General features: G+C 68.0%; 19 protein-coding genes. 4 read left to right on the forward strand and 15 right to left on the reverse strand.

The window, feature by feature from the left end; all coding sequences use genetic code 11:
* Positions 1-14: 14 nt before the first annotated feature.
* From C8271_RS03040 to C8271_RS03050, 3 genes are all read right to left on the reverse strand, one after another.
* The gene (locus C8271_RS03040; RefSeq protein ID WP_106506059.1) at positions 15-1,034 is read right to left on the reverse strand and encodes an aldo/keto reductase; all 1,020 of its coding nucleotides are present in this window, start codon (positions 1,032-1,034) and stop codon (positions 15-17) included.
* A 48-nt stretch (positions 1,035-1,082) separates the two neighbouring features.
* Positions 1,083-2,159 carry an App1 family protein phosphatidate phosphatase gene (locus tag C8271_RS03045; RefSeq protein ID WP_106506060.1) on the reverse strand — a complete coding sequence of 359 codons (1,077 nt, stop codon included), beginning with the start codon at positions 2,157-2,159 and terminating at the stop codon, positions 1,083-1,085.
* Positions 2,160-2,235: 76 nt separating this feature from the next.
* Positions 2,236-2,721, reverse strand: a complete 486-nt coding sequence (locus C8271_RS03050) for a GNAT family N-acetyltransferase (RefSeq protein WP_106506061.1) — start codon at positions 2,719-2,721, stop codon at positions 2,236-2,238.
* A 231-nt stretch (positions 2,722-2,952) separates the two neighbouring features.
* Between C8271_RS03050 and C8271_RS03055 the strand changes: the two genes are divergently transcribed.
* The gene (locus C8271_RS03055) at positions 2,953-3,483 is read left to right on the forward strand and encodes a low molecular weight protein-tyrosine-phosphatase (protein WP_106506062.1); all 531 of its coding nucleotides are present in this window, start codon (positions 2,953-2,955) and stop codon (positions 3,481-3,483) included.
* A 34-nt stretch (positions 3,484-3,517) separates the two neighbouring features.
* On the opposite strand, the gene C8271_RS03060 is transcribed toward C8271_RS03055, so the two are convergent.
* A complete protein-coding gene (locus C8271_RS03060) occupies positions 3,518-3,832 on the reverse strand; it encodes a hypothetical protein (RefSeq protein ID WP_106506063.1) in 315 nt (104 codons plus the stop codon).
* 328 nt (positions 3,833-4,160) lie between these two features.
* On the opposite strand from C8271_RS03060, the gene C8271_RS03065 reads away from it, so the two are divergent.
* Positions 4,161-4,670 (forward strand): hypothetical protein, encoded by a 510-nt coding sequence (locus tag C8271_RS03065; RefSeq protein WP_106506064.1) that lies wholly within the window; start codon positions 4,161-4,163, stop codon positions 4,668-4,670.
* A 140-nt stretch (positions 4,671-4,810) separates the two neighbouring features.
* Here C8271_RS03065 and pgm read toward each other — a convergent pair whose 3' ends face one another.
* The 5 genes from pgm to C8271_RS03090 form a co-directional block, all read right to left on the reverse strand.
* Positions 4,811-6,451 (reverse strand): phosphoglucomutase (alpha-D-glucose-1,6-bisphosphate-dependent), encoded by a 1,641-nt coding sequence (pgm, locus tag C8271_RS03070; protein ID WP_106506065.1) that lies wholly within the window; start codon positions 6,449-6,451, stop codon positions 4,811-4,813.
* Between the two features lie 123 nt (positions 6,452-6,574).
* Positions 6,575-7,252, reverse strand: a complete 678-nt coding sequence (locus C8271_RS03075; protein ID WP_106506066.1) for a hypothetical protein — start codon at positions 7,250-7,252, stop codon at positions 6,575-6,577.
* Between the two features lie 81 nt (positions 7,253-7,333).
* Positions 7,334-8,347, reverse strand: coding sequence for an inorganic phosphate transporter (locus tag C8271_RS03080; RefSeq protein WP_106506067.1), 1,014 nt, complete (start codon positions 8,345-8,347; stop codon positions 7,334-7,336).
* Between the two features lies 1 nt (position 8,348).
* A complete protein-coding gene (locus C8271_RS03085; RefSeq protein WP_106506068.1) occupies positions 8,349-8,972 on the reverse strand; it encodes a DUF47 domain-containing protein in 624 nt (207 codons plus the stop codon).
* A 227-nt stretch (positions 8,973-9,199) separates the two neighbouring features.
* Complete coding sequence (locus tag C8271_RS03090) at positions 9,200-9,829, reverse strand: hypothetical protein (protein WP_245920815.1); 630 nt, start codon at positions 9,827-9,829, stop codon at positions 9,200-9,202.
* Positions 9,830-9,914: 85 nt separating this feature from the next.
* Here C8271_RS03090 and C8271_RS03095 point away from each other — a divergent pair, with 85 nt between their 5' ends.
* Both C8271_RS03095 and C8271_RS03100 read left to right on the forward strand, forming a co-directional pair.
* On the forward strand, positions 9,915-10,568 hold the full coding sequence (locus C8271_RS03095; RefSeq protein WP_106506070.1) for a PH domain-containing protein: 654 nt from the start codon (positions 9,915-9,917) through the stop codon (positions 10,566-10,568).
* Positions 10,569-10,666: 98 nt separating this feature from the next.
* A complete protein-coding gene (locus tag C8271_RS03100; RefSeq protein WP_245920817.1) occupies positions 10,667-11,281 on the forward strand; it encodes a DUF4126 domain-containing protein in 615 nt (204 codons plus the stop codon).
* Between the two features lie 90 nt (positions 11,282-11,371).
* On the opposite strand, the gene C8271_RS03105 is transcribed toward C8271_RS03100, so the two are convergent.
* The 6 genes from C8271_RS03105 to C8271_RS03130 all read right to left on the reverse strand — a co-directional run bounded on the left by C8271_RS03105 (position 11,372) and on the right by C8271_RS03130 (position 19,773).
* Positions 11,372-12,058 carry a hypothetical protein gene (locus tag C8271_RS03105; RefSeq protein ID WP_106506071.1) on the reverse strand — a complete coding sequence of 229 codons (687 nt, stop codon included), beginning with the start codon at positions 12,056-12,058 and terminating at the stop codon, positions 11,372-11,374.
* A gap of 125 nt (positions 12,059-12,183) precedes the next feature.
* Positions 12,184-14,241 (reverse strand): M3 family metallopeptidase, encoded by a 2,058-nt coding sequence (locus C8271_RS03110; RefSeq protein WP_106506072.1) that lies wholly within the window; start codon positions 14,239-14,241, stop codon positions 12,184-12,186.
* 36 nt (positions 14,242-14,277) lie between these two features.
* Positions 14,278-15,669, reverse strand: a complete 1,392-nt coding sequence (locus C8271_RS03115; RefSeq protein ID WP_106506073.1) for an ABC transporter substrate-binding protein — start codon at positions 15,667-15,669, stop codon at positions 14,278-14,280.
* Between the two features lie 10 nt (positions 15,670-15,679).
* Positions 15,680-16,627: a carbohydrate ABC transporter permease gene (locus tag C8271_RS03120; RefSeq protein ID WP_106506074.1), complete on the reverse strand. Its 948-nt coding sequence runs from the start codon at positions 16,625-16,627 to the stop codon at positions 15,680-15,682.
* 10 nt (positions 16,628-16,637) lie between these two features.
* The gene (locus C8271_RS03125) at positions 16,638-17,543 is read right to left on the reverse strand and encodes a carbohydrate ABC transporter permease (RefSeq protein ID WP_106506075.1); all 906 of its coding nucleotides are present in this window, start codon (positions 17,541-17,543) and stop codon (positions 16,638-16,640) included.
* Between the two features lie 37 nt (positions 17,544-17,580).
* Entirely contained in the window at positions 17,581-19,773 is a 2,193-nt protein-coding gene (locus C8271_RS03130) for an alpha-galactosidase (RefSeq protein ID WP_106506076.1), read from the reverse strand.
* Positions 19,774-19,972 lie beyond the last annotated feature (199 nt).

The raw sequence follows: 19,972 nt of genomic DNA on the forward strand, positions 1-19,972 counted from the left end.
CACCCCGGCGCGCGTCAGCGCGCCGCGGTGCCGTCCACGGCGAACTCGTCGATCGCGGTCAGCTCGTCATCGCTGAGCTCCATGTTCTTCAGCGTGGAGATGTTCTGCTCCAGCTGATGCGTGCTCGAGGCGCCCACCAGGGCGGTGGTGACCTGCGGGTGCCGCAGGGCCCACGCGAGCGCCAGCTGGGCGAGCGACTGGCCGCGGGCGTTCGCGATCTCCGTCAGGCCGCGCACCCTGTGCTGGTAGTCAGGGTCATTGACCTGCTTCACGCTCAGCGACGGCGACGAGCTGGCGGCACGCGAAGACTGCGGCACCCCGCTCATGTACCGGTTGGTGAGCAGGCCCTGCTGCAGTGGGGAGAACGCCGCGATACCGATGCCGAGTTCGGTAGCGGTCTCCAGCAGCCCGTTCTCGATATGGCGGTTGAACATCGAGTACGACGGCTGGTGCAGCGTGAGGTCCACACCCATCCGGTTCAGGATGCGTGCCGCGTGCCGCGTATTCTCCGGCGAATAGTTGGAAACGCCGACGTACAGCGCCTTGCCGGTGTGAACCGCGTGGGCGAGCGCGCCCATCGTCTCCTCGAGCGGTGTCTCGGGGTCCTCACGATGGTGATAGAAGACGTCCACGTATTCCAGTCCCAGCCGCTTCAGGGACTGATCCAGTGAGGCAAGCAGGTACTTGCGGGAGCCGCCGTCACCGTAGGGCCCCTCCCACATGGGGAAGCCGGCCTTGGTGGAGATGATGATCTCGTCGCGGTACGGCATCAGATCGCGCTTCAGAATTCGGCCGAACTGCTTCTCTGCCGATCCAGCGGGCGGGCCGTAGTTATTGGCCAGATCGAAATGGGTCACGCCCAGGTCGAAGGCGCGGTGGACGATATGGCTCAGTGTGCGCGGGTCGCGATCCCCACCGAAGTTCTGCCACATGCCCAAAGAGATCGGCGGCAGCAGCAGGCCGGAGGCCCCGGCGCGACGGTACGGGGTGCTGTCGTAGTGGTATGGGGCGGGATGGTAGGCGTCCTTGCTCATGCCACGAGTCTACGGTGAAACCACACCGCTGAGCCGGGACCGTGCAGGTCAGTGCGAGAGCACGCCCAGATCGCGCAGACGCTGCAGCAGGGCGTGACCATCGGGGCCACGCACCAGAGCAGGGCTGTCCCCGCCCGTGCGCCTGCGGTCAAGCGGACGCAGCGTACCGTGAGCGAGGAGCTGCTCGGACTCGGTGAGCTGACGGATCGCGATCGCTGTGACGGCCTGCGGGTTCTTCGCGGCGAACTCGCTGTAGATGACCGGATCGTGCTGGCCGTCATCCCCGATGAGGATCCACTGGATGTGGGGGAAGGTGCTATGTAGCCGGTCGAGCGACCGGTGTTTGTGATCGGGGCCCGAACGGAAGAAGCCGGTGTTCGTCGGCCCCCAGTCGGTGAGCAGCAGCGCGCCGCTCGGGTACCCGTTCTTGTACAGAAAGCGCTGCAGGACAGGGAACACGTTCCAGGCGCCGGTGGAGAGGTACACAAAGGGTGCGGTGGGCAGTTCCCGGGCGATGCGCTGGTACAGCATGGGCATGCCGGGCACGATCTTGCGCGAGGACTGGTGGACGACGAACGCGTTCCAGAAAGCCAGCAGTGGCCGCGGAAGCCAGGTCACCATCACGGTGTCGTCGATGTCGCTGACCACGCCGATGCGTGCCGTGGGGTCGACGACCTGGACCTCGGCCGTCACGGCGTTGTCCTTCGTGGTCCACAGCTCCACCTCGTGGCGGCCCGGCTCGAGCGCGACCTCCAGGACCGTATCGACGAGTCCGGCGCGGTCCGCGCGGGTCGTGAACTCCTTGCCGCCCACCCGCAGATGCACGGTGCGTTCGGGGGCGACTTGGCCCGCGAAGTTGCGCCAGCCGCGCACGGCCATCGACCGCATGTCTGTGACGGGACGATCGTGGTGATCCGCTCGGGTGCGGGGAGACGCATACAGCACGCGCGCGAGCACACGCACGTTCTGGGTCGTGCCGTAGCCGTAATAAGGCTGCAGGCGCAGGTCCCAGCCCATGCGACGCAGAAGGGCGCCGACGCGGCGGTTCTTCACGTCTTCCACGCGGGCGGCCCAATGTGGGCGATCACCCTGAGCGCGAAGAGCGCGGTTGAGCGGGCGAAGCATCAGGGGTCTCTCCGGCGCAGTAAGCGATGCAGAAGGGAGGACAGCCGACGGGCCACTGGGTGGGCGACCAGGCAGATCAGACGTCGCGGGCCATCTTGAACCAGGCGCCGTCGGCATCGCCCTCGACGACCTCCCAGCGGTCGCCGGTGTCGCGGAAACCCAGCGACTCATACAGAGCGCGAGCCGGCTCATTGGTGGGGCCGACGTACAGCGTCACGGTACGTGCACCGTCCTCCTTCGCCCACGCAAACACGGCCTCGGCGAGGTCACCGGCGATGCCGACCTTGCGGAACGCGGGCGTGACCCACATGGCCTGCAGCTCGCGCTCGTGAGCGGGAGCGTCGTTCTCGTGGCGGCTGGCAACGAGGCCCACCGGGGTGTCGCCGTCCACAGCCAGGAACCAGGCCGCTTCCGAGACACGCTGCTGCCAGCGCTTCTCGTCATAGGTCGATTCCTTCTCCCAGCTCTGCCCGAAAGCCTCCGGGTCGGTGCTGAGGGAGCGCAGACGGATCTCGCGCACCAGGGGCCAGTCGTCGTGCTGAGCGCGGATGATGTCGGCCATGGCTGTCCTCCTGTGCCGGATGGGTTGGCGGGCGAGCGAGCCGGAGCTGGGTGCTCCGACGCGGAGCAACGTCGAGAGCTGTTCCCCCCGATCGGCTCCGCGAACGGTTCGTGAGGCCCGGGCCGATCCCGCGGCGTGGACCGGGACAGGACCCGTTGCCATCATAGGGCCCAGCCGGGCGGTGCGTCGCATCCGTCCCCATCGGTGAGCGTGCGCTGGCACAATGGAGCGATGAGCCGACTGCGGGTCCTGACCGTGTGCACGGGCAACGTGTGCCGTTCTCCGGCCGCTGCCGTGATGCTGCGGGCTGCCGTGGAGGAGGCTGGCCTCGCCGATCGCATCGAGGTGAGTTCGGCTGGCACCAGTTGGGAAGCCGAGGGCATGCCTATGGATGAGCGCACCGTGCGCGCCCTGGAACGCGCTGGTTACCCGTGCTCGGTCCAGCAGCACACGGCACGCGCAGTGCATCTCTCGGATCTGGCCACCTGGGACCTGGTCCTCCCGATGACGCTCGAACAGGCGCAGACCCTGCGGCGGATCGCTGAACAGATCCCCCCGGAGCACACCGCGCCCCGCATCGTGCTGTGGGGGCAGTTCGATCCGGCGAACGACGTGGATGCGGCGGAGGCGGATATGTCGGTGCCAGATCCCTGGTACGAGGGGCAGAAAGCCTTCGACCGCACGGTGCTGGCGATGCAGCGGGCGCTGGCGTCGATCGTGGTGTATCTGCGCGGTGAGCTGGAGCAGCTCGAACGTACCTGATGCGGTCGACGTTGCGCGCGGACCACGCGCTGCGTCAGTCCAGCGTGGTGTTCTGCGCGCGTCGACCCGGCCTGCGGCGACGCCCGTGTTCCATGACGGCTTCTCGACGGGAGCGCCAGGTCGCCCCGATGAAGCCGGCTGCCGTGAGGAACGCGAATCCGAAGGCGCCCACGAGGATCTGGCGCAGGCGGCCGAAGGGGCTTTCGGTGTCGTTGACGAAGGTATTGAGCAGGGTGACGAACGGGCCGTCGTCGGCGGTGTCGGCGGGAGGCGGTGTGCTGGGCGTCCGCGCGGGGGAGGCCACAGCGCCCTCGGTGGAGCTCTCCTGACCGGTCGAGTCCGAGCTCACCGACTCTTCTTCCCCGCGGCCCGTGCGCTCCAGGGACCGGGACGGGGGCTCGGTGGGAGTGCTGCTGCCGCGTGCGACACGTGTTGCTCGGTCTTCACGCGATGCCTCACCCTCGGATGAGTACCGTGCGGGCGGCTCGACAGGGGCGTGCTGCTCAGCGGGATCATCGACCGCTGACGGGTCATCCGGTGCCGTGGACTCGTCGTTCGCGTCTCCGGCCTCGGGTGCTTCGGTTGGTGTGGGGGAGGTGGGCGGTTGGCTGGGTTCGCCCGGCTGTGACGGGGAGGGCGTGCCGGGGCCAGGCGCAGTTCCGCGTGTAGGCGTCGGGGTGGGCGTGCGCGTTGGTGGCGTGGTCTGGGGTGGGGTGCTCGGAGAGGCCGACGGCGTCGGCTCCGTTGTGCCCGGCTTGGATGGTGTGCCCGGCTCCGTCGTGCCCGGCTCGGACGGTGTGCCCGGCTCGGACGGGGTGCCCGGCTCCGATGGGGTGACCGTATCCGAGGGGCTGCCTGTGCCCGATCCCTTCGAGGGGGATGGCGAGGCGGGCTCCTCGACCGGTGTTCCGATGGAGGGCTGGTCTTTGTCGCCGTCCGACGGCTGCGGGGCCGCAGGAGTGGCGGGCGCCGTGCTGCAGACTGCGGCGGGTGGATTCGGTGTGTCACAGGGAGGCTCGGCCACCGCAGAGGTCGGCAGGAGCAGGAGCGCGGCGGCGCCGCCGCCGCTGAGCATGCGCGTGTGTGCCCGCATGCACTGCTCCTTTCTGCCACGCATTGCTGCATCGGATCCGGGTTTCCGTGCTGATCGCACGGTTCCAGACGTGCCTCAGGTCACAAAGCCGTGACCCGGTCCAGAAGAATACCGCACCAGTTCTTTACCTTCTCACCATGGTTGCGCTGGGGAGGGGCACTGAGCAAGAGCCTGTGCATACTGCCACGTAAGGCGCGGTATTCGATCGTCGCTGCGGCGTGGCTGCAGTGGTGATCAGGCGCCGAGCACACCGTCGACCAGGTCTTTCGCCTCAGCCTGCACGTGGGCGAGATGCTCCTCGCCGCGGAAGGACTCGGCGTAGATCTTGTACACATCCTCGGTGCCGGAGGGGCGTGCGGCGAACCATGCCGACTGCGTGGCGACCTTCAGCCCGCCGATGGCGCCGCCCGCCGGAGCGGTGGTCAGCCGCGCAGTGATGGGCTCACCCGCCAGCTCGGTGGCGGTGACCTGATCGGCGGTCAGCGCCTTCAGCCGTGCCTTCTGCTCTCGACCCGCTGGGGCATCGATCCGGGCGTAGGCGCTCGTGCCCAGTTCCTCCACGAGCTCGGCGTGCAGCTGCGAGGGGCTGCGACCGGTCACGGCGAGGATCTCCGAGGCGAGCAGCGCCAGGATGATGCCGTCCTTGTCCGTGGTCCAGACGCCGCCGCCATGCCGCAGGAAGGAGGCGCCGGCGCTCTCCTCGCCGCCGAAACCCACCGACGAGTCGAGCAGCCCCGGCACGAACCACTTGAAACCTACGGGGACCTCGAACAGCTCACGCCCCAGGGACGTGACGACGCGGTCGATGAGGCTCGAGGAGACCACGGTCTTGCCGACCTTCGCGCTTGCGGGCCACTGGGGTCGGTGCGCGAACAGATAGCGGATCGCCACAGCCAGGTAATGGTTGGGGTTCATCAGTCCCGTATCCGGGGTGACGATGCCGTGGCGGTCTGAATCAGCGTCATTGCCGGTGGCGATGTCGTACTCCGAACGCTTCTCGAGCAGCGACGCCATCGCCCACGGACTCGAGCAGTCCATGCGGATCTTCCCGTCGCGGTCCAACGTCATGAACGCCCACTGCGGGTCGACGGACGGGTTGACGACGGTGAGATCCAGGTCGTGCATCTCACCGATCGTCGCCCAGTAGTCCACGGACGCACCGCCCAGCGGATCAGCGCCGATGCGCACACCGGCACGACGGATCGCCTCCAGGTCGATCACATCCGCGAGGTCGCGCACATAGGAATGCAGGTAGTCGTGGCGTCCGGCGGTGGCGAGGGCAGTAGCCCGATCGGTGCGGCGCACCTCCCGAAGCCCGTTCTTCAGCAGCTCGTTGGCGCGGTCGGCGATTCGGGCAGTGGCATCGGAGTCGGCCGGGCCGCCGTGTGGCGGGTTGTACTTGAAGCCGCCATCACGCGGCGGATTGTGGCTGGGCGTGACCACGATGCCGTCGGCCCGACCGGGGTCCTCGGCCGCGCGCTCGCGGTTATGCACGAGGATCGCGTGCGACACAGCCGGGGTGGGAGTGAACCTGTCGTCGGCGTCGATCAGAACGCTGACGTCGTTGGCCACGAGCACCTCGAGCGCGGTATCGAAGGCGGGACGGGACAGAGCATGGGTGTCGCGGCCGATGAACAGTGGTCCGCTGATGCCCGCATCGCGGCGCAGCTCGACGATGGCCTGGGTGATCGCCGCGATGTGGTCCTCGTTGAACCGCCCGTCGAGCGAGGAACCGCGGTGCCCGGATGTGCCGAAGGCGACGGCCTGATCCGGGTCGGAGGCGTCAGGGTGGATGTCGTAGTACGCGTCAAGAAGGGCGTCGACGTCGACGAGATCCTCCTCGAGAGCCTTCTGACCTGCACGTGGATGCTGCATGACGACGATCCTCCCACCAGGGTGTCGGTTCGGGGTGCCGGGCGGTCCATCGCCACTCTAGGGCAGGTCGCGGCATGGCGCGCGGGCGGCCCGATACGTGGGAGAGACGGATCCGCCGACGGATCAGCGGCGCCGCACCATCAGCACGATGCCCACGATCGTGAGAACAAGCCCCACCAGTCCTGCGAGCACCCCGATCACAGGCCCCAGCAGCAGCGGGAGTGCGATGCCGAACATCGAGTACGGGCCCAGATAGGCGGGGGCATCGGTGCCCGTGCAGGTGATCGTCGCCGTCGTGTCCGAGGTGGCCGCCACGCCGAGCGCCTGGCGGTAGGTCGAGCCGTTGCCGAACGTCACCTCCGCATCGGAGGCGATCGTGGTGACACCACCGCTGGCCGTGCAGGTAGCGTCGGTCGCCTCAGCCGGGACGTAGACGAACACCATGTGGTTCGCTTCGAGAGTGATCTGCTGCTCGGCGGCGGTGAACTCCGTGGGCCCCCGCCCGGCATCGCCGACGACGGAGCTCATGGCCCAGGCGATGCCGCCGATGAAGAACACAGGTGCGATGACCACCAGGAGCACGAGCCCGAGGGCCAGCGGCACACGGGCGCGGCGCCGCGGCCGTGTGGGCGGTTCGCCCGAGCCTGGACCGCCGAGCAGCGTGCTGCCCGTCGGTATGGTGTGCGGGCCCGAGGCTGCGCCGTCGCCGCTGGGCGCGGAGCCGCTGTCCACAGGACCAGGCAACCCGTACGTGGGGCGGGCACGTCGAGGGCGGCTCGCCGTGCTGTCGGACTCGGTCATCGGGCCTCCTTCAGATCGCCGACGGTCAGACTAGCGACCGAGCCCGAACGGCAGCCGAGCATCAGGGTGCCCCACTCCCTGTCATCCCAGTCGCAGTGCCAGCACCGTGAGGGCAGCAGCTGCCGCAGCTGAGGCCACCGGTGTCGCCAGCCAGACTGCCACTATCCGTGCCACAACCGGCCAGCGCAGATGGCGCGGTCCCAGGCCGAGCCCCACGCCCACCACACTCGAGGCCAGGGTGTGTGAGGTCGACATCGGTATATTCAGCCCGAGCACGCCGACGCCAAGCACGATCGCGGTGGACGACTCCGCGGCCAGGCCCTGCGCTGTGCTCAGGTCGCTCAGCCGTCGGCCCAGGGTCCGGATGATGCGGTGGCCGCCCATCAGCGTTCCGGCGGCGAGAGCAAGGGACAGCGGCACGGCCGCGGACAGTGCAGCCTGCGGATCCAGGCCGCCAGCCCAGACGGCCATCGCCACAAGGGTCATGGGAATGCGGATGTCATGGATCCCGTGTCCGGCCGCAACGGCACCGGCCGATATGGTCTGCGCGAACCGCAGATGCCCGGCACGCAGCATCTCCGTGCGGCCCAGAGCCAGCAGCCCGCGCATGAGCAGAAAGCTCAGCGCAACTGCCACCAGCGGTCCTATGAGCAGGGGCAGCATGATCAGCTGCATCGTCGCGTCCCACGGAATGCTCGCCCCCACGACCCAGGAAGCTCCGAGCACCGCTCCCAGGATCGTGTGCCACGTGGACGTGGGCATGCCCATCCACCAGGTGAGTATCGACCAAGCCAGCGTGGATAGCACCACGGCGCACAGCACGAGTCCGAGCATGTCAGGCGCGTCTGCGAGGGTGCGCGCCAGGGGAGTCAGCTGCAGCAGATCCGCGCTCCACCCAGCACCGAGCGCCATCAGCCCGGCGCCTAGCAGCCCGCCCAGCAGGTTCAGCGTCGCGGCCACCCCCAGGGCGGTCGACTCGCGCAGGGTGCGCGTGGTGATCGCGGTGGACACCGCGTTGGAGGCGTCATGGAATCCGTTCACGTACGCCAGCGCCACGGCGAGCACTACGAGCGCTACCAGGGAGCCCGAGTCCACCTCAGGAGTCCTTGACCCGCAGCATGTCCGCGATGCGGGCCACCCGCTCGAGCAGTTCGAACGTGGTCGAGACCGCGTAGATCACGTCGCGCTGCAGCATCATGTCCGTGGCGGCGCCGCCCGCACGATACAGCTCTCCGAGCGCCTGACGGCACAGCCGGTCACCCTGGTGCTTCACGGTGCGCATACGTGTGTAGTAGCCCCCGAGATGATGCACGCGCCGCAGCTGCCAGGACGCCTGCATGGTGTACTCGGCGGCGTGCTCGAGAGCCTCAGCGGCCTCCAGCAGGGGTGTCGAGAGCGCGCTGAGTCGGGTGATGACAAGCAGCTCACCGGTGTGCTCGAGCGAATCAATGCAGTCAGCCATCGTGAGCGCGAGATCGTAGAGCAGCTCCGCCTCATACGGGGTGATGAGGGAGTCCGCCAGACGCGTGGCGATGCGAGCTGAGATCTCGGTGGCACGCGAGGAGTTCTCATGCAGGATCGGCACCAGACGAGTGCGCGCCTGGGGCCCCTGCCCGAGGATGCGCGAATGGGTCACTGCCGAATCCGCAAGAATCTGCGCGAGCTCCGCGAACTGGCCGGTGAGGGGGCGCTCGCCGCGCGTGGACAAGCTTCTGACCATCACACCCTTACCTGTTCGGAGCGCTCTGTGCCCAGGAACTGTTCTGATGTTGAAGCGATGGGGCGCCGGACCGGGATGCGCCTGTCGGCGCGTATGCCGCTCGAAGCGGCGCAAGGTGGAGCCCGGGGCAACCGCGGCCCGGCGCGTGCCTCATCGTAGAGCACGCGAGCCCGGGCGAGCCAGACGGATGCGTGTTACGTGGGCGTCATCCGCGCGTCACATGCACGTCACTCGAGGGTGTCGCGGTCGGCCAGACGGGCAGCCGCTGCGAGATCCTCTCCGGTAGTCAGCAGACGGCCAGCCTGGGTGGTCAGCTCCTCCTGCGCCGACGCGGACGCAGCGCGGTCAGCCAGATGCGCTGTGCCATGGGCGCAGATCACCGCCACGGCGCCAGCGCGTGCCAGAGCAAGAGCCAGGTCGCCGGTGAAAGCTCCGCGCAGAATCTCATCCAGCGTCTGAGTGACCTGATGGGCATCCGGCGGCTCAGCGAAACCGGCCAGGTAGCGCAGCCCAGGCACAGTCGCGGCACCCTCGCGGTAGCGATGCACCACATCCTCACCCTGCGCATGCACCCAGGTGTGCAGCACATACAGCCGCCACAGCGCCCCCGGCAGGGTCTGCGCGGGCGAGCCCGACCACAGCATGGCCAGATCCTCCAGGCCCTCCTCGCGCACCAGCGTGACCACACGCTCGACCACGTCGGGGTCAGAGGTGTGCAGAGCACCGTCCAGCAGAGCCGCGGCGGAATGGTGCGCGAGCTCGGTGCGGGTACTCGGGTCGGGGGCGCCTTCGATCGCCTCCGCGGTGCTGTCGAAGAGAGAGGCGGGCCGACGGAACCTGGCAGAGCGTTCTGACATGTTCGCCATCATTCCACTCACCGATCCCCCCTCGCTGATCCCGCGTGCCGATCATGTCTGTCCGGTGACCGCATAGTCTGAGGGCATGACGATCCCCCGCCAATTGGGGCCGGAGACAGGCCCTCGACGGATCCTGCCGGACTTCTCGCGCAGCGATGCGACGGTCGAGCGCATGATCGAGAGCCTCGATGGGCCGCCGGGCCGCGCCGCTCATCGGGGTCCGGTGCGTGTGCTGGTGCCAGCCGCATCGGTGATGGACACGGCGATCCGCGCCACCATCAGCGCTGTTCTGCTCGGGGTGGCGCTTGTGCTGGTGGTCCTCGTACTGGTGCTGCTGTTCAGCGTCGACGACGGCCACGCGCCGGGAATCGGCATGGTGCTGGTGCTGCTGCTGCTCGGTACCCTTGCGTTGGTGTTCGTGCTGTTGGCGGCGCGTTTCGCGGTCGTGGCGCTCGGCACAGCGCGGGGACGCGTGGAGATCACGGAGCAGGAACTGCGCGTCGTCGGCGGGCTGCGCACGCGCGACGTGCCCTGGCGGGACGTGCTGGCCATCGAATCGCGCGTGATCCACCCGATCCACGGGCTCACCGCGGCTTTGCGCCTGCGGGATGGCACACGCGTGGTCATGCCGGCCTTCGACCGGCACATCTGGTCCTATTCCGCGCCATCCGGGCAGGATGTCCGAAAGCTGCGACGGATGCTGCACGACCGGGAACAGGCCACCTACCGCCCGCGTTGAGCACGTCGGCGGCACCGAGCCGAACGGCGAACCGGTGCGACATACGCGCCTGCGGGGGTCTGGATGATGAGTCGACCCCGTGAGGGGGAGGAGATTTCGTGGACGCTCTGATGATGACGCTCGGCTCTGGCTGGGTGAGCGGGGTGCGGCCCTACTTCATGGTCTTCCTGCTGGGGCTTACCGGCAGAGTCCTCGACCTGCAGCAGGTCCCCGCCGTGCTACAGCGCACCGATGTGCTGGTGATCGCGGGGATCATGCTGGTGGTCGACTTCGCGGCCGACAAAATCCCCTATCTCGATTCTCTGTGGGATCAGGTGCACACGGTGGTCCGCCCGATCGCGGGTGGGGCGCTCGGCTACCTGCTGGCGGGAGAGACCGACACCGTCACCGCCATCGTCATGGCGATGCTCGGCGGCGGCATGGCGCTCGGTTCACACCTGACGAAGGCAACGACGCGCGCCGCGGTGAACGTGTCACCGGAGGGGGCATCGAACGCGATCGTGTCCACCACCGAGGACGTTGCTGCCGTGGTCATCGGCGTGCTCACGATCGCGCTGCCGGTGCTGGCGGGCATCGTCGCGCTGCTGTTGGTGGCCGCCGGCATCTACGTGGCGATTCAGATCCACCGACGGATCCGTGGGTTGCGGCGTCGGCTGCGTGACGCGCGGAAAGCACGCGCGGCGCGAGCCAGGGGAGGGGCAGCGCCCTCCTGATTCGCGCCGCGCGTGGCGGTGACACGGCTGCCCAGTGTTGGGGCCGTCCGCCCTGGGGTATTCGGCCGACGTGCCCCCGGTCCGGGCGCCTCAGACGGCAGGCGCCTGACTGGCGCCTTGCTCCCACAGCGCCGCAATAGCCGCCTCCAAGCCGTCCCGGTCCAGATCCGAGACCGTCAGCACGCCATCATCGTCCAGCGGCAAATGCCCGACCTTCCAGGAGCCGCCCTCCTCAACGTGGAACATGAGCGGAACGGCATCCTGCGGGGCGGAGGCGTCGGTGCGACGCAGCGAGACGGTGCGTTCCTTACCCTCCGCCAGGAACGCCGAGCACACGCCCGCGATGGCGACAGGCACCTGCGAGGGGTCCGGCAGCGCTGTGATCGCGAAAGAGTCGAGATCATCCTGCGTGAGCATCAGTACGGCCTGATTGGCCTTGACAATGAATGCCATCCGCATCGCGTCGCCCTGGGCGAGCGCGATCCCCAGCCAGCGGTCCGCGGCGGTGAGGGCGGTAGCGATAATCTGCGCTTCCTCGCCCAGCAGCCACTGTCCATCCTCGGAGTAGGCCACCTTGCCGCGGGCGTGCAGCCCGGAGGTCACCGCAGCAGTCACGTACTCGCGCGCCTCCTCGGGGGCGCGGCGCAGCCCGATCTGCTCGCGGGTGATCTCCCCGGCGTCGGTCGTGCGCAGATCGAGCATGAAGTCGATCTCGTAGGCGGTGTACGTCGTCTGGCTCTCGTCAACCGACGGAGTCATGGTGGTCTGCTCGGTCATGTTCTCCCCTGATGCTCGCCCGGCGCACTGCCGCGCCGCTTGCCGGCACCAGCTTCTCAGATGCGGGAGAGACTGTGCACCTCACGTCTCAGCGGATCAGAGCGGCAGCCACGGCAAGCCTGGCCTCAGAGCAAGCCGCGCCGCTCCACGAGGTGCCGCACATCCCTGTCCTTCCCGCGCAGGGCACGGTAGGCATCGACCATGTCCACCGAGCCGCCCAGCGCCAGCAGTTCACGGCGGAAGCGATCGCCGATCTCGCGCAGAGGGTGGCCCGCGGTGAGCTGTTCCTCGAACCAGGCCACGGCGTCGGCGTCGAAGACCTCGGCCCAGAAGTAGGAGTAGTAGCCCGCGGCGTATGACCCCGAGAAGGTGTGGTTGAAGTACCCGGTGCGGTACCGCGGTGCCACGAGCGGATGCGCCAGATGCTCCTGCTCGAGCTGCTGCGCCTCGAAGGCATGCGGATCCGATGGGATCTGCTCGGGCGCAAGGCGATGCCAGCGCCAGTCCAGAACGGCTGCAGCCAGGTACTCCACGGTGGAGAAGCCTTCGCCCCACAACGCTGAGGTCCGCACCGCCTGCAGCAGCTCGGATGGGATCGGCTCATCCGTGTCGACGTGGCGCGCCCAGTGCTCGACGATGCCGTCGCGCAGCGCCCACATCTCGTTGACCTGGGAGGGGAACTCCACCACATCGCGGGCTACAGACGTGCCAGAGACCGATGCACGGTCCACGTCGCTCAGCAGCCCGTGCAGCGCATGCCCGAATTCATGGAACAGCGTGCGCACCTGATCCAGGGACACGTAGGCGGGCTGACCCGGCGCCGGACGAGAGATGTTCAGGGTGTTCGCGATCACCGGGCGCATGCCGTGACGCCGCGACTGAGGCACAACCGCGTTCATCCAGGCGCCACCGCGCTTGGTGTCACGAGTGAAGAAGTCACCGATGAACAGGCCGATCCCGGTGCCGTCGGCGTCGAAAACCTCCCAGATGCGGGCCAGCTCATGGTGGGCCGTCAGGTCATCTCGCTCCGTGAAGGTCAGCCCGTACACCTCGCGCGCGGCACGGAACACGCCGTCAACCAGCACCCGATCCAGCACCAGGTACGGCTGCAGAGCAGCCTCGTCCACTGCGAAGTCCTCGGCGCGTACCCGGTTCTCGTAGTACGCCCAGTCCCACGGCTCGAGGTCGGTGATCCCATCGGCTGCGGCCCGCTCGGCGATCCGTGCGGCTTCCCGGTCGACGTTGCGCATCGCAGCCGGCACTGCGGAGGCGAACAGCTCGTCCACTGCCGACGGGGTCTTCGCGGTGCGGTCGGCCACCGCGAGAGAGGCGAAGTCCTCGAAGCCGAGCAGCTGAGCCTTGCGGGCGCGCGCGTCGGCGATCCGTCGCGCGGGGCCCCAGGTCTCCTCACCGCGCTGGAGCGAGGCCCGATGGAGCTTTTCGCGGGTGGCGCGCACTGTCAGGGACCCCAGCAGGCCCTGCACCGTGGGCAGCTCCAGGGTGAGCAGGAACCCGTCGAGCCCTGCATCCTGGGCGGCAGTACGGGCGGTGGCGAGCTGCGCCGCATCCAGGCCCGCCAGGTCGGCTTCGTCCCGCACGTGCACTGCGGCCGCCTTGAGATCGGCGCGGACCTGCTGAGCGAAGGTCGTCTCCAGGGTGCTCAGTTCCTGATTCAGCTCTGCCAGCTGTGCCCGGCCGGCCTCATCGAGGCGGGCACCGCGCAGCACGAAACGCTGATGCATCCGCTCGAGGATCTGCTGCTCTTCGCGGTCCGAGCGCGGCCCGGCTGCGTGCAGCGCGTCCACACGGGCGAACAGCTCGGGGCTGAGCCACGTCGCATCGGCCAGCGCCGCGAGCCGCGGGGAGATCTCCGACTCGATACGGATCAGCTCTTCGGTGCCGTTTCCACCCATTTCATGGAAGAACACTCGCGAGACCCGAGCCAGCAGGGCGCTGCCCTCATCGAGCAGTTCGACCGTGTTCTCGAATGTGGGCTTGGCAGGATCTGCGGCGATCCGCTCCAGGAGAGCTTCCTGCTGCGCGATCCCGGCGTTGAAGGCCGGCATGTAGTGCTCGGGGCGGATCGCGGCGAAGTCCGGCAGCCCGTAGGGGAGGGCCGACGGCGAGGCGAAGGGGTTATCGGCGGGCAGGGCGAGTGAAGCGCTGGAGTGCGATGGAGCCATTGCCCCAGGCTAGTCACTCGCCCTGTCCGGCGCAGGTCAGGAGAACAAGGCGTTGATCTTGTCGTTGTACTCCGTGAAGTCGGCGCCGCTGATCTGGCGCTGCCAGATCCGGTCGAAGGCCGGCTGCATGATCGCCATGATCGAGGCGGAGTTCTGCACCAGCGGGTACAGGCCGGTCTGGCCCTCCGTGACCCGGTCCGTGAAGGCGCTGACGTCCAGACCGTCGTCCTCGTAGGAGGTGATTGCTGCCGTTGTGCCGACGTCCGTTGCTGGGAAGAACGGAGCGCGCTGCCCGATCAGCTGCTGCGCCTCATCGGAGGCGAGGAATGCGATCAGGCGCGCCGCCTCCTCCTTGTTCTGTGACTGGGCGCTGATGGAGTCGCCCAGCCCGTTGAACACCGAGACGGGATGCCCGATCGGGCCCGCCGGCAGTGGTGAAAGCCCCAGGTCGACACCGTCGAGCCGGTTGAAGGTGCCGATCATCCACGAACCGGTCATCGCCAGCGCAGCGCTGCCCGATTGGATCTGCGCGGTGGCCGGGGAGGAATCCCCGAAACGCCCGAACGGCGGGAAGAAGCCTTTGTCTACCAGGCCGAAGTACCAGTCGATGGTCTTGACGAAGAGTTCATCATCGAAACGGAAGCGGGTGCCCCACACCGGTTCATCAGTCCAGTGCCAGCCGGTGGACAGCGCGAAGGACCCCCACGTGGTCTGGCCGACGTAATCGATCGAGGGGTCGGCGGCGAGGCCGAAGGTCGCCACATTTCTGGCATCGAAACCCTTCTCGTCGCCGCGCACACCGTTCTTGTCGACGCTGAGATGGGCGATGATCTGCTCGAAGCTGCCGCCGTCATCCGGGTTCCAGTCGAGCCCGTACAGGTCGTCTTCCGACACACCGGAGTTCGCCAGGCGTCTGCGGTCGTAGGCGAAGGCGATCGTGTCGTAGTCCTTCGGCACGCCGTAGCGTTTGCCGTCCTGACCGGTCCAGAGGTCCTGCAACCCGTCCTGGAAGCGTGAGGCAGACAGCTCATCAACCGGCGCGAACCCGTCCAGCGGCGTGATCACACCGAGCTTCACGAACTCCGGGAAGCGCGCCAGGTGGTCGGTGAACGCGTCGGGCCCGGCCTCTGCGACGAAGCTCGCGGTGAGCTTCGTCCAGTAGTCGTCAAAGCCCAGCTGCGTGATGCGCACCTCGATATCGGGGTTCTTCTCCATGAACCGGTCGATCGCAGCCGAGTATGCGGGCAGCTGCAGGGCATCCCACAGCCAGTAGTCGATCGCCACCTTCCCGCGTGCGGTGCTCGCACCGCAGCCTGCGAGAGAGGCGGCTCCCGCTGCCCCCGCCGCGAGACCGGCCGTGCCGCCCAGGAGCGAGCGGCGCGACACTGCGCGGGGATCGGACCGAAGTGTGTGTCGTCGGGGAGTCATGGGGTGCACCTCACTTGATCCCGCTGAAGCCGATGGAGTCCACGATCCGCTTGGCGAACAGGGCGAAGAGGATCAGCATGGGCGCGGCCGCCACGAGCGTGGCCGCCATCAGGCCGGACCAGTCCGGACCGGTGCCCGGTGCCTGCGCCCGGAAGACACCGAGCGCGACCGTGAGCACGCGGGAGGCGTCGGTGTAGGACACCATCAGCGACCAGAAGTACTCGTTCCATGCCGTCATGTACGTCAGCAGCGCGAGCGTTGCGAGCGGCGCCGAACTCATCGGCAGCACCAGGGTGAAGAACACCCGCACCTTCGAGGCGCCGTCGATCAGAGCTGCCTCCTCCACCTCGCGTGAGATGTTGTTGAAGAACTGCCGCAGGAAGAAGATGGCGAACGGCGAGATGAACAAGGTGGGCAGCATGATGCCCAGCAGGGTGTCCACCAGGTGCAGGTTCTTGATCAGGATGAAGTTCGGCAGCAGCGTGAAGATCTGCGGGATCATCATCGAGGCAAGGAACACCATGAACACGGTCTCCCGGCCCCGCCAGCGCAGGCGGGAGAATGCGTAGGCGGCCATGGCGCAGGAAAAGGTCTGCACGACGGTGATCGACGTCGCGACGATCACCGAGTTCAGCAGATACCGCCAGAAGTTGATGGAGGCGCCGGAGCCGCCCTGCGCGATGGCGGTGTCGACGTCCTGCAGGCCGAACACGCGCTCGAAGCCGCCGGTGTTCAGGCCGACGGGCAGCAGACTGCCCGGATTCGCAGCCAATGCGTTGTTGCTGGACAGCGCTGTGCGCAGCATCCAGTAGAACGGGAACAGAGTGATGAACAGGAAGATGATCATCACCGCCCAGGCGAGGATCTTCCTCCAGGGGAACGGCTTACCGGGCCGCGTGGACGGGACGCCCACGGGGCGCTGCGCTGCAGCGTCGACGGCGTCGGTGCTCTGACTCATCGTGTGCTCCTCAGTCCAGATCCGATTCGCCGGCACGGCTCAGCCTGTATTGGGTAAAGGTGATCACCAGCAGGATCAGCAGAAGCGCCACCGACAGCGCCGAGGCGTAGCCGAACTCGTACTCCGCGAAAGCGTTCTGGTAGATGTACATCTGCAGAACGCGTGAGGCATCGGCAGGGCCGCCCTGGGTGGTCACCGAGACTGTGTCAAACACCTGGAACGAGCCGATGATCGTCATGATCAGCACAAGCGCCAGGATCGGCCGCAGCAGCGGCATGGTGATGCGTCGGAACATCTGGACCTCGGTGGCGCCGTCGGTGCGGGCTGCCTCGTAGAGGTGACTCGGGATCGACTGCAGCCCCGCGAAGATCAGCAGCGCCGTGTAGCCCATGTGCCGCCACACGTTCACCAGCGCGATGGTGGGGATCACCCAGGCTTCGTTCGACCAGAACTGGATCGGGCCGATCCCGAACCACCCCAGCGCGATGTTCGCGATGCCGAGCTGCGTATCGAGGATCCACAGGAACACGATGGCTGCGACGACATTGGAGACCAGGTACGGGGTCAGCACCAAGGATCGCAGGATCGTGGACTGCGTGAGCCGCTGCATCAGCACGGCGATCACGAGCGCGACGATGGTCTGCACCCCGATGTTGATGACCACATACAGCACGGTCACCACCAGGGCGTTCCAGAACACCGAGTCGGCCAGCATCTCCCGGTAGTTCTGCAACCCCACCCAGGTGGGCGGGGTGAGGGTCGTGTACTCCGTGAAGGAGTAGTAGATGCCGGTGATCATCGGCCAGATGAGGAAGACGAGCAGGCCGATGCTCGCCGGTGCGATGAACAGCAGCGCGAGCGCCGTGTCATCGCGGTGACGGCGCCTGGCGCCGCGTGCCGACGGTGAGGTGGTCATGGGTGTCCTTTCCGCCGATCTGCAGTGATCAGATTCGTCAGGAAGCGACGGCTTCGAGCTCGAGCAGGAACGCCTGCTCGGGGGCGAGGTTCGGGGTGGCCAGGCCCGTGAGCGTCAGCGCAGAGCCGGGCAGGACCAGGCCCTCCGGTCGTGAAGCGAGGGGCCACCACGCGGGGGCCTCGAGGATGTGCGGGTCGCCGCTGGGGGCAAGCAGGCGCACCCGGTAGCGACGCGCATCGTCGAGCCCTCGCAGCCGCAGCGATCCGCGCGGGGACAGCGCCGAGCTGGACAGCGCCGCGAGGGAGAACACGGCATGGCTCTGGTCATCGGCGACGACACCCTGGATCTGCAGCGATGTATCCGCGCGATCCACGCGCACCAGAGTGCCGGTGAACAACAGCTCTCGCAGGCGCTTGTACGCGCTGATCCATTCCCGCAGTTCGATGATCTCCTCATCGGTTGCCTGCGCGAGATCCCATTCGATGCCCAGATGGCCGAACAGGGCGGTGGCTGCGCGGAAGGCCAGGGAGTGCAGACGGCCCGTGGTGTGGGAGCGGCCTGAGGCGATGTGACTGCCCATCAGCTCCAGCGGGATGAGCTGTGCGGTCCAGCGGTTCATCTGCTGGCGCTCGAGCGGGTCGATGCAGTCTGACACCCACACGCGGTCGGTTCGTTCGAGCACCCCGAGGTCGACGCGTGCGCCGCCGGAGGAGCAGGACTCGATCTCCAGACCGGGAAAGCGCTCCTTCAGCTCGTCCATCAGGCGGTAGGCAGCCCGGGTCTGCGCGGACACGGCAGCGGCGCCGGTCGCGCGGGTGCCGGATTCGATCAGGTCACGGTTGTGGTCCCACTTGACGTACGAGATATCGGTGGATTCGAGCACCGCGACCATCTGGTCGCGGACATGGGCGTACGCCTCGGGGATCGACAGGTTCAGCACCTGCTGGTGTCGCGAACGTACGGGGAGGCGGTCCGGGCCGGGCGCCATGATCCACTCGGGGTGGGCACGTGCCACGTCGGAATCCTCGTTGACCATCTCCGGCTCGAACCACAGGCCGAACTGCATGCCCAGGTCCGTCACGTGGTCCGCGAGCGGGGCCAGGCCGTCCGGCCAGATCTCCGCGGAGACCACCCAGTCGCCGAGTCCAGAGTGATCATCACGCCGTGAACCGAACCAGCCGTCGTCCAGCACGTACCGTTCGACGCCGAGGCTCGCGGCGCGATCGGCGAGGTCCTTCAGGCGATCGAGGTCATGGTCGAAGTACACCGCCTCCCACACGTTCAGCGTGACGGGCCGGTTCAGGCTCACGTGGTGGTCCCGCGATCGCAGGTGGCGGTGGAAGCGTGCGGCCACGGCATCCAGGCCGATGCCGTAGGCGCCCATCACCCACGGGCTCTCGTACGAGGCGCCGGGGGCAAGGCGGCCCTCGCCGGCCAGCAGCAGCTCACCACCGCCGATCACCTGGTCGCCGGTCCACAGCCGTTCCGCCCGATGCACATGGTTGCCGGAGAAAGCGGTGTGCACGGCACGGATCTCACCGGAGGCGAAATCGAAGCCGGCCGGACCCGTGTGCAGCACGTAGGCGCTGTCAGCGCCCGTGCGGCCGCGACGGTTCTCGCGCACATGCGCGCCAACGCCGAAGGCGCTGCGTTGCGGCACCCGCTCCTTGCCCCACCGTCCGGCAAGGTCGAGGATCTCGTCGGCGTCGGGGGAGGCGGGCAGCGTCAGGGTGAGGCCCTGTAGCACGTAGTCGTCGTCACCGGTGTTCGTGAGCTGGGCCCGTTCGCGCACGAGTCCGCTAGCCAGCAGCTCGACGGTGAGCTCCACGCGGATCCCGGCAGCCGGGTCCTCCAGGGTCCACACGGCGGCGCCGGCACCGGTTTCGTGCAGTGCGCCGTCGGTGCGTCCGGGTGGAACCGTGACGCCGGTGACGGTCAGGCGTGGGGAGAAGAACGACCCGTCGGCGCGAGCCCCGGAGATGCCGGGATGACCGGTCCATGCGTCGGCGAGCTGCGGCAGGATCGCCACGCGCACGGGCTCATCGGCACCGTTGTTCGGCACCGTGTGCACGCTGGCGTCCGCGATCGCCTCGGCATCCGCCCCGCTGAGCGGCCCCAGGTCATCGCCCCAGTGCAGGATCGCTGGGGAACGGTCCCCGCGGGCCTCCAGCAGCACCGACACATCCGATGCGCGAAGGTGGACAAGGGCGGGGCGGACGGACGACGTCATGCAGGGACCTCCGGAGACGAGGCGACGGCGCGCAACGACCCGGGCAGGGGCAGGGCATCGTCGCTCTGACTGATGATGTAAGCGCACCGTACACGCGCGGGCCGACAGACACCGAGGGCTGCAGTCCCGCAGGCGTGGTCTCGCACGCGCGGATCCGTCGTCCCGGACGGGACGTGCGCTCGACCCCGAAAGGGGTGCG

Origin of the sequence: Brachybacterium timonense (assembly GCF_900258505.1) — a bacterium.
GTDB lineage: Bacteria > Actinomycetota > Actinomycetes > Actinomycetales > Dermabacteraceae > Brachybacterium > Brachybacterium timonense.

Excerpts from the sequence above, each read along its gene's own strand:
- C8271_RS03040 (WP_106506059.1), bottom strand. The coding sequence starts at position 1,034 with ATGAGCAAGGACGCCTACCATCCCGCCCCATACCACTACGACAGCACC.
- C8271_RS03045 (WP_106506060.1), bottom strand. The coding sequence starts at position 2,159 with ATGCTTCGCCCGCTCAACCGCGCTCTTCGCGCTCAGGGTGATCGCCCA.
- C8271_RS03050 (WP_106506061.1), bottom strand. The coding sequence starts at position 2,721 with ATGGCCGACATCATCCGCGCTCAGCACGACGACTGGCCCCTGGTGCGC.
- C8271_RS03055 (WP_106506062.1), top strand. The coding sequence starts at position 2,953 with ATGAGCCGACTGCGGGTCCTGACCGTGTGCACGGGCAACGTGTGCCGT.
- pgm (WP_106506065.1), bottom strand. The coding sequence starts at position 6,451 with ATGCAGCATCCACGTGCAGGTCAGAAGGCTCTCGAGGAGGATCTCGTC.
- C8271_RS03075 (WP_106506066.1), bottom strand. The coding sequence starts at position 7,252 with ATGACCGAGTCCGACAGCACGGCGAGCCGCCCTCGACGTGCCCGCCCC.
- C8271_RS03085 (WP_106506068.1), bottom strand. The coding sequence starts at position 8,972 with ATGGTCAGAAGCTTGTCCACGCGCGGCGAGCGCCCCCTCACCGGCCAG.
- C8271_RS03090 (WP_245920815.1), bottom strand. The coding sequence starts at position 9,829 with ATGTCAGAACGCTCTGCCAGGTTCCGTCGGCCCGCCTCTCTCTTCGAC.
- C8271_RS03095 (WP_106506070.1), top strand. The coding sequence starts at position 9,915 with ATGACGATCCCCCGCCAATTGGGGCCGGAGACAGGCCCTCGACGGATC.
- C8271_RS03105 (WP_106506071.1), bottom strand. The coding sequence starts at position 12,058 with ATGACCGAGCAGACCACCATGACTCCGTCGGTTGACGAGAGCCAGACG.
- C8271_RS03110 (WP_106506072.1), bottom strand. The coding sequence starts at position 14,241 with ATGGCTCCATCGCACTCCAGCGCTTCACTCGCCCTGCCCGCCGATAAC.
- C8271_RS03115 (WP_106506073.1), bottom strand. The coding sequence starts at position 15,669 with ATGACTCCCCGACGACACACACTTCGGTCCGATCCCCGCGCAGTGTCG.
- C8271_RS03120 (WP_106506074.1), bottom strand. The coding sequence starts at position 16,627 with ATGAGTCAGAGCACCGACGCCGTCGACGCTGCAGCGCAGCGCCCCGTG.
- C8271_RS03125 (WP_106506075.1), bottom strand. The coding sequence starts at position 17,543 with ATGACCACCTCACCGTCGGCACGCGGCGCCAGGCGCCGTCACCGCGAT.
- C8271_RS03130 (WP_106506076.1), bottom strand. The coding sequence starts at position 19,773 with ATGACGTCGTCCGTCCGCCCCGCCCTTGTCCACCTTCGCGCATCGGAT.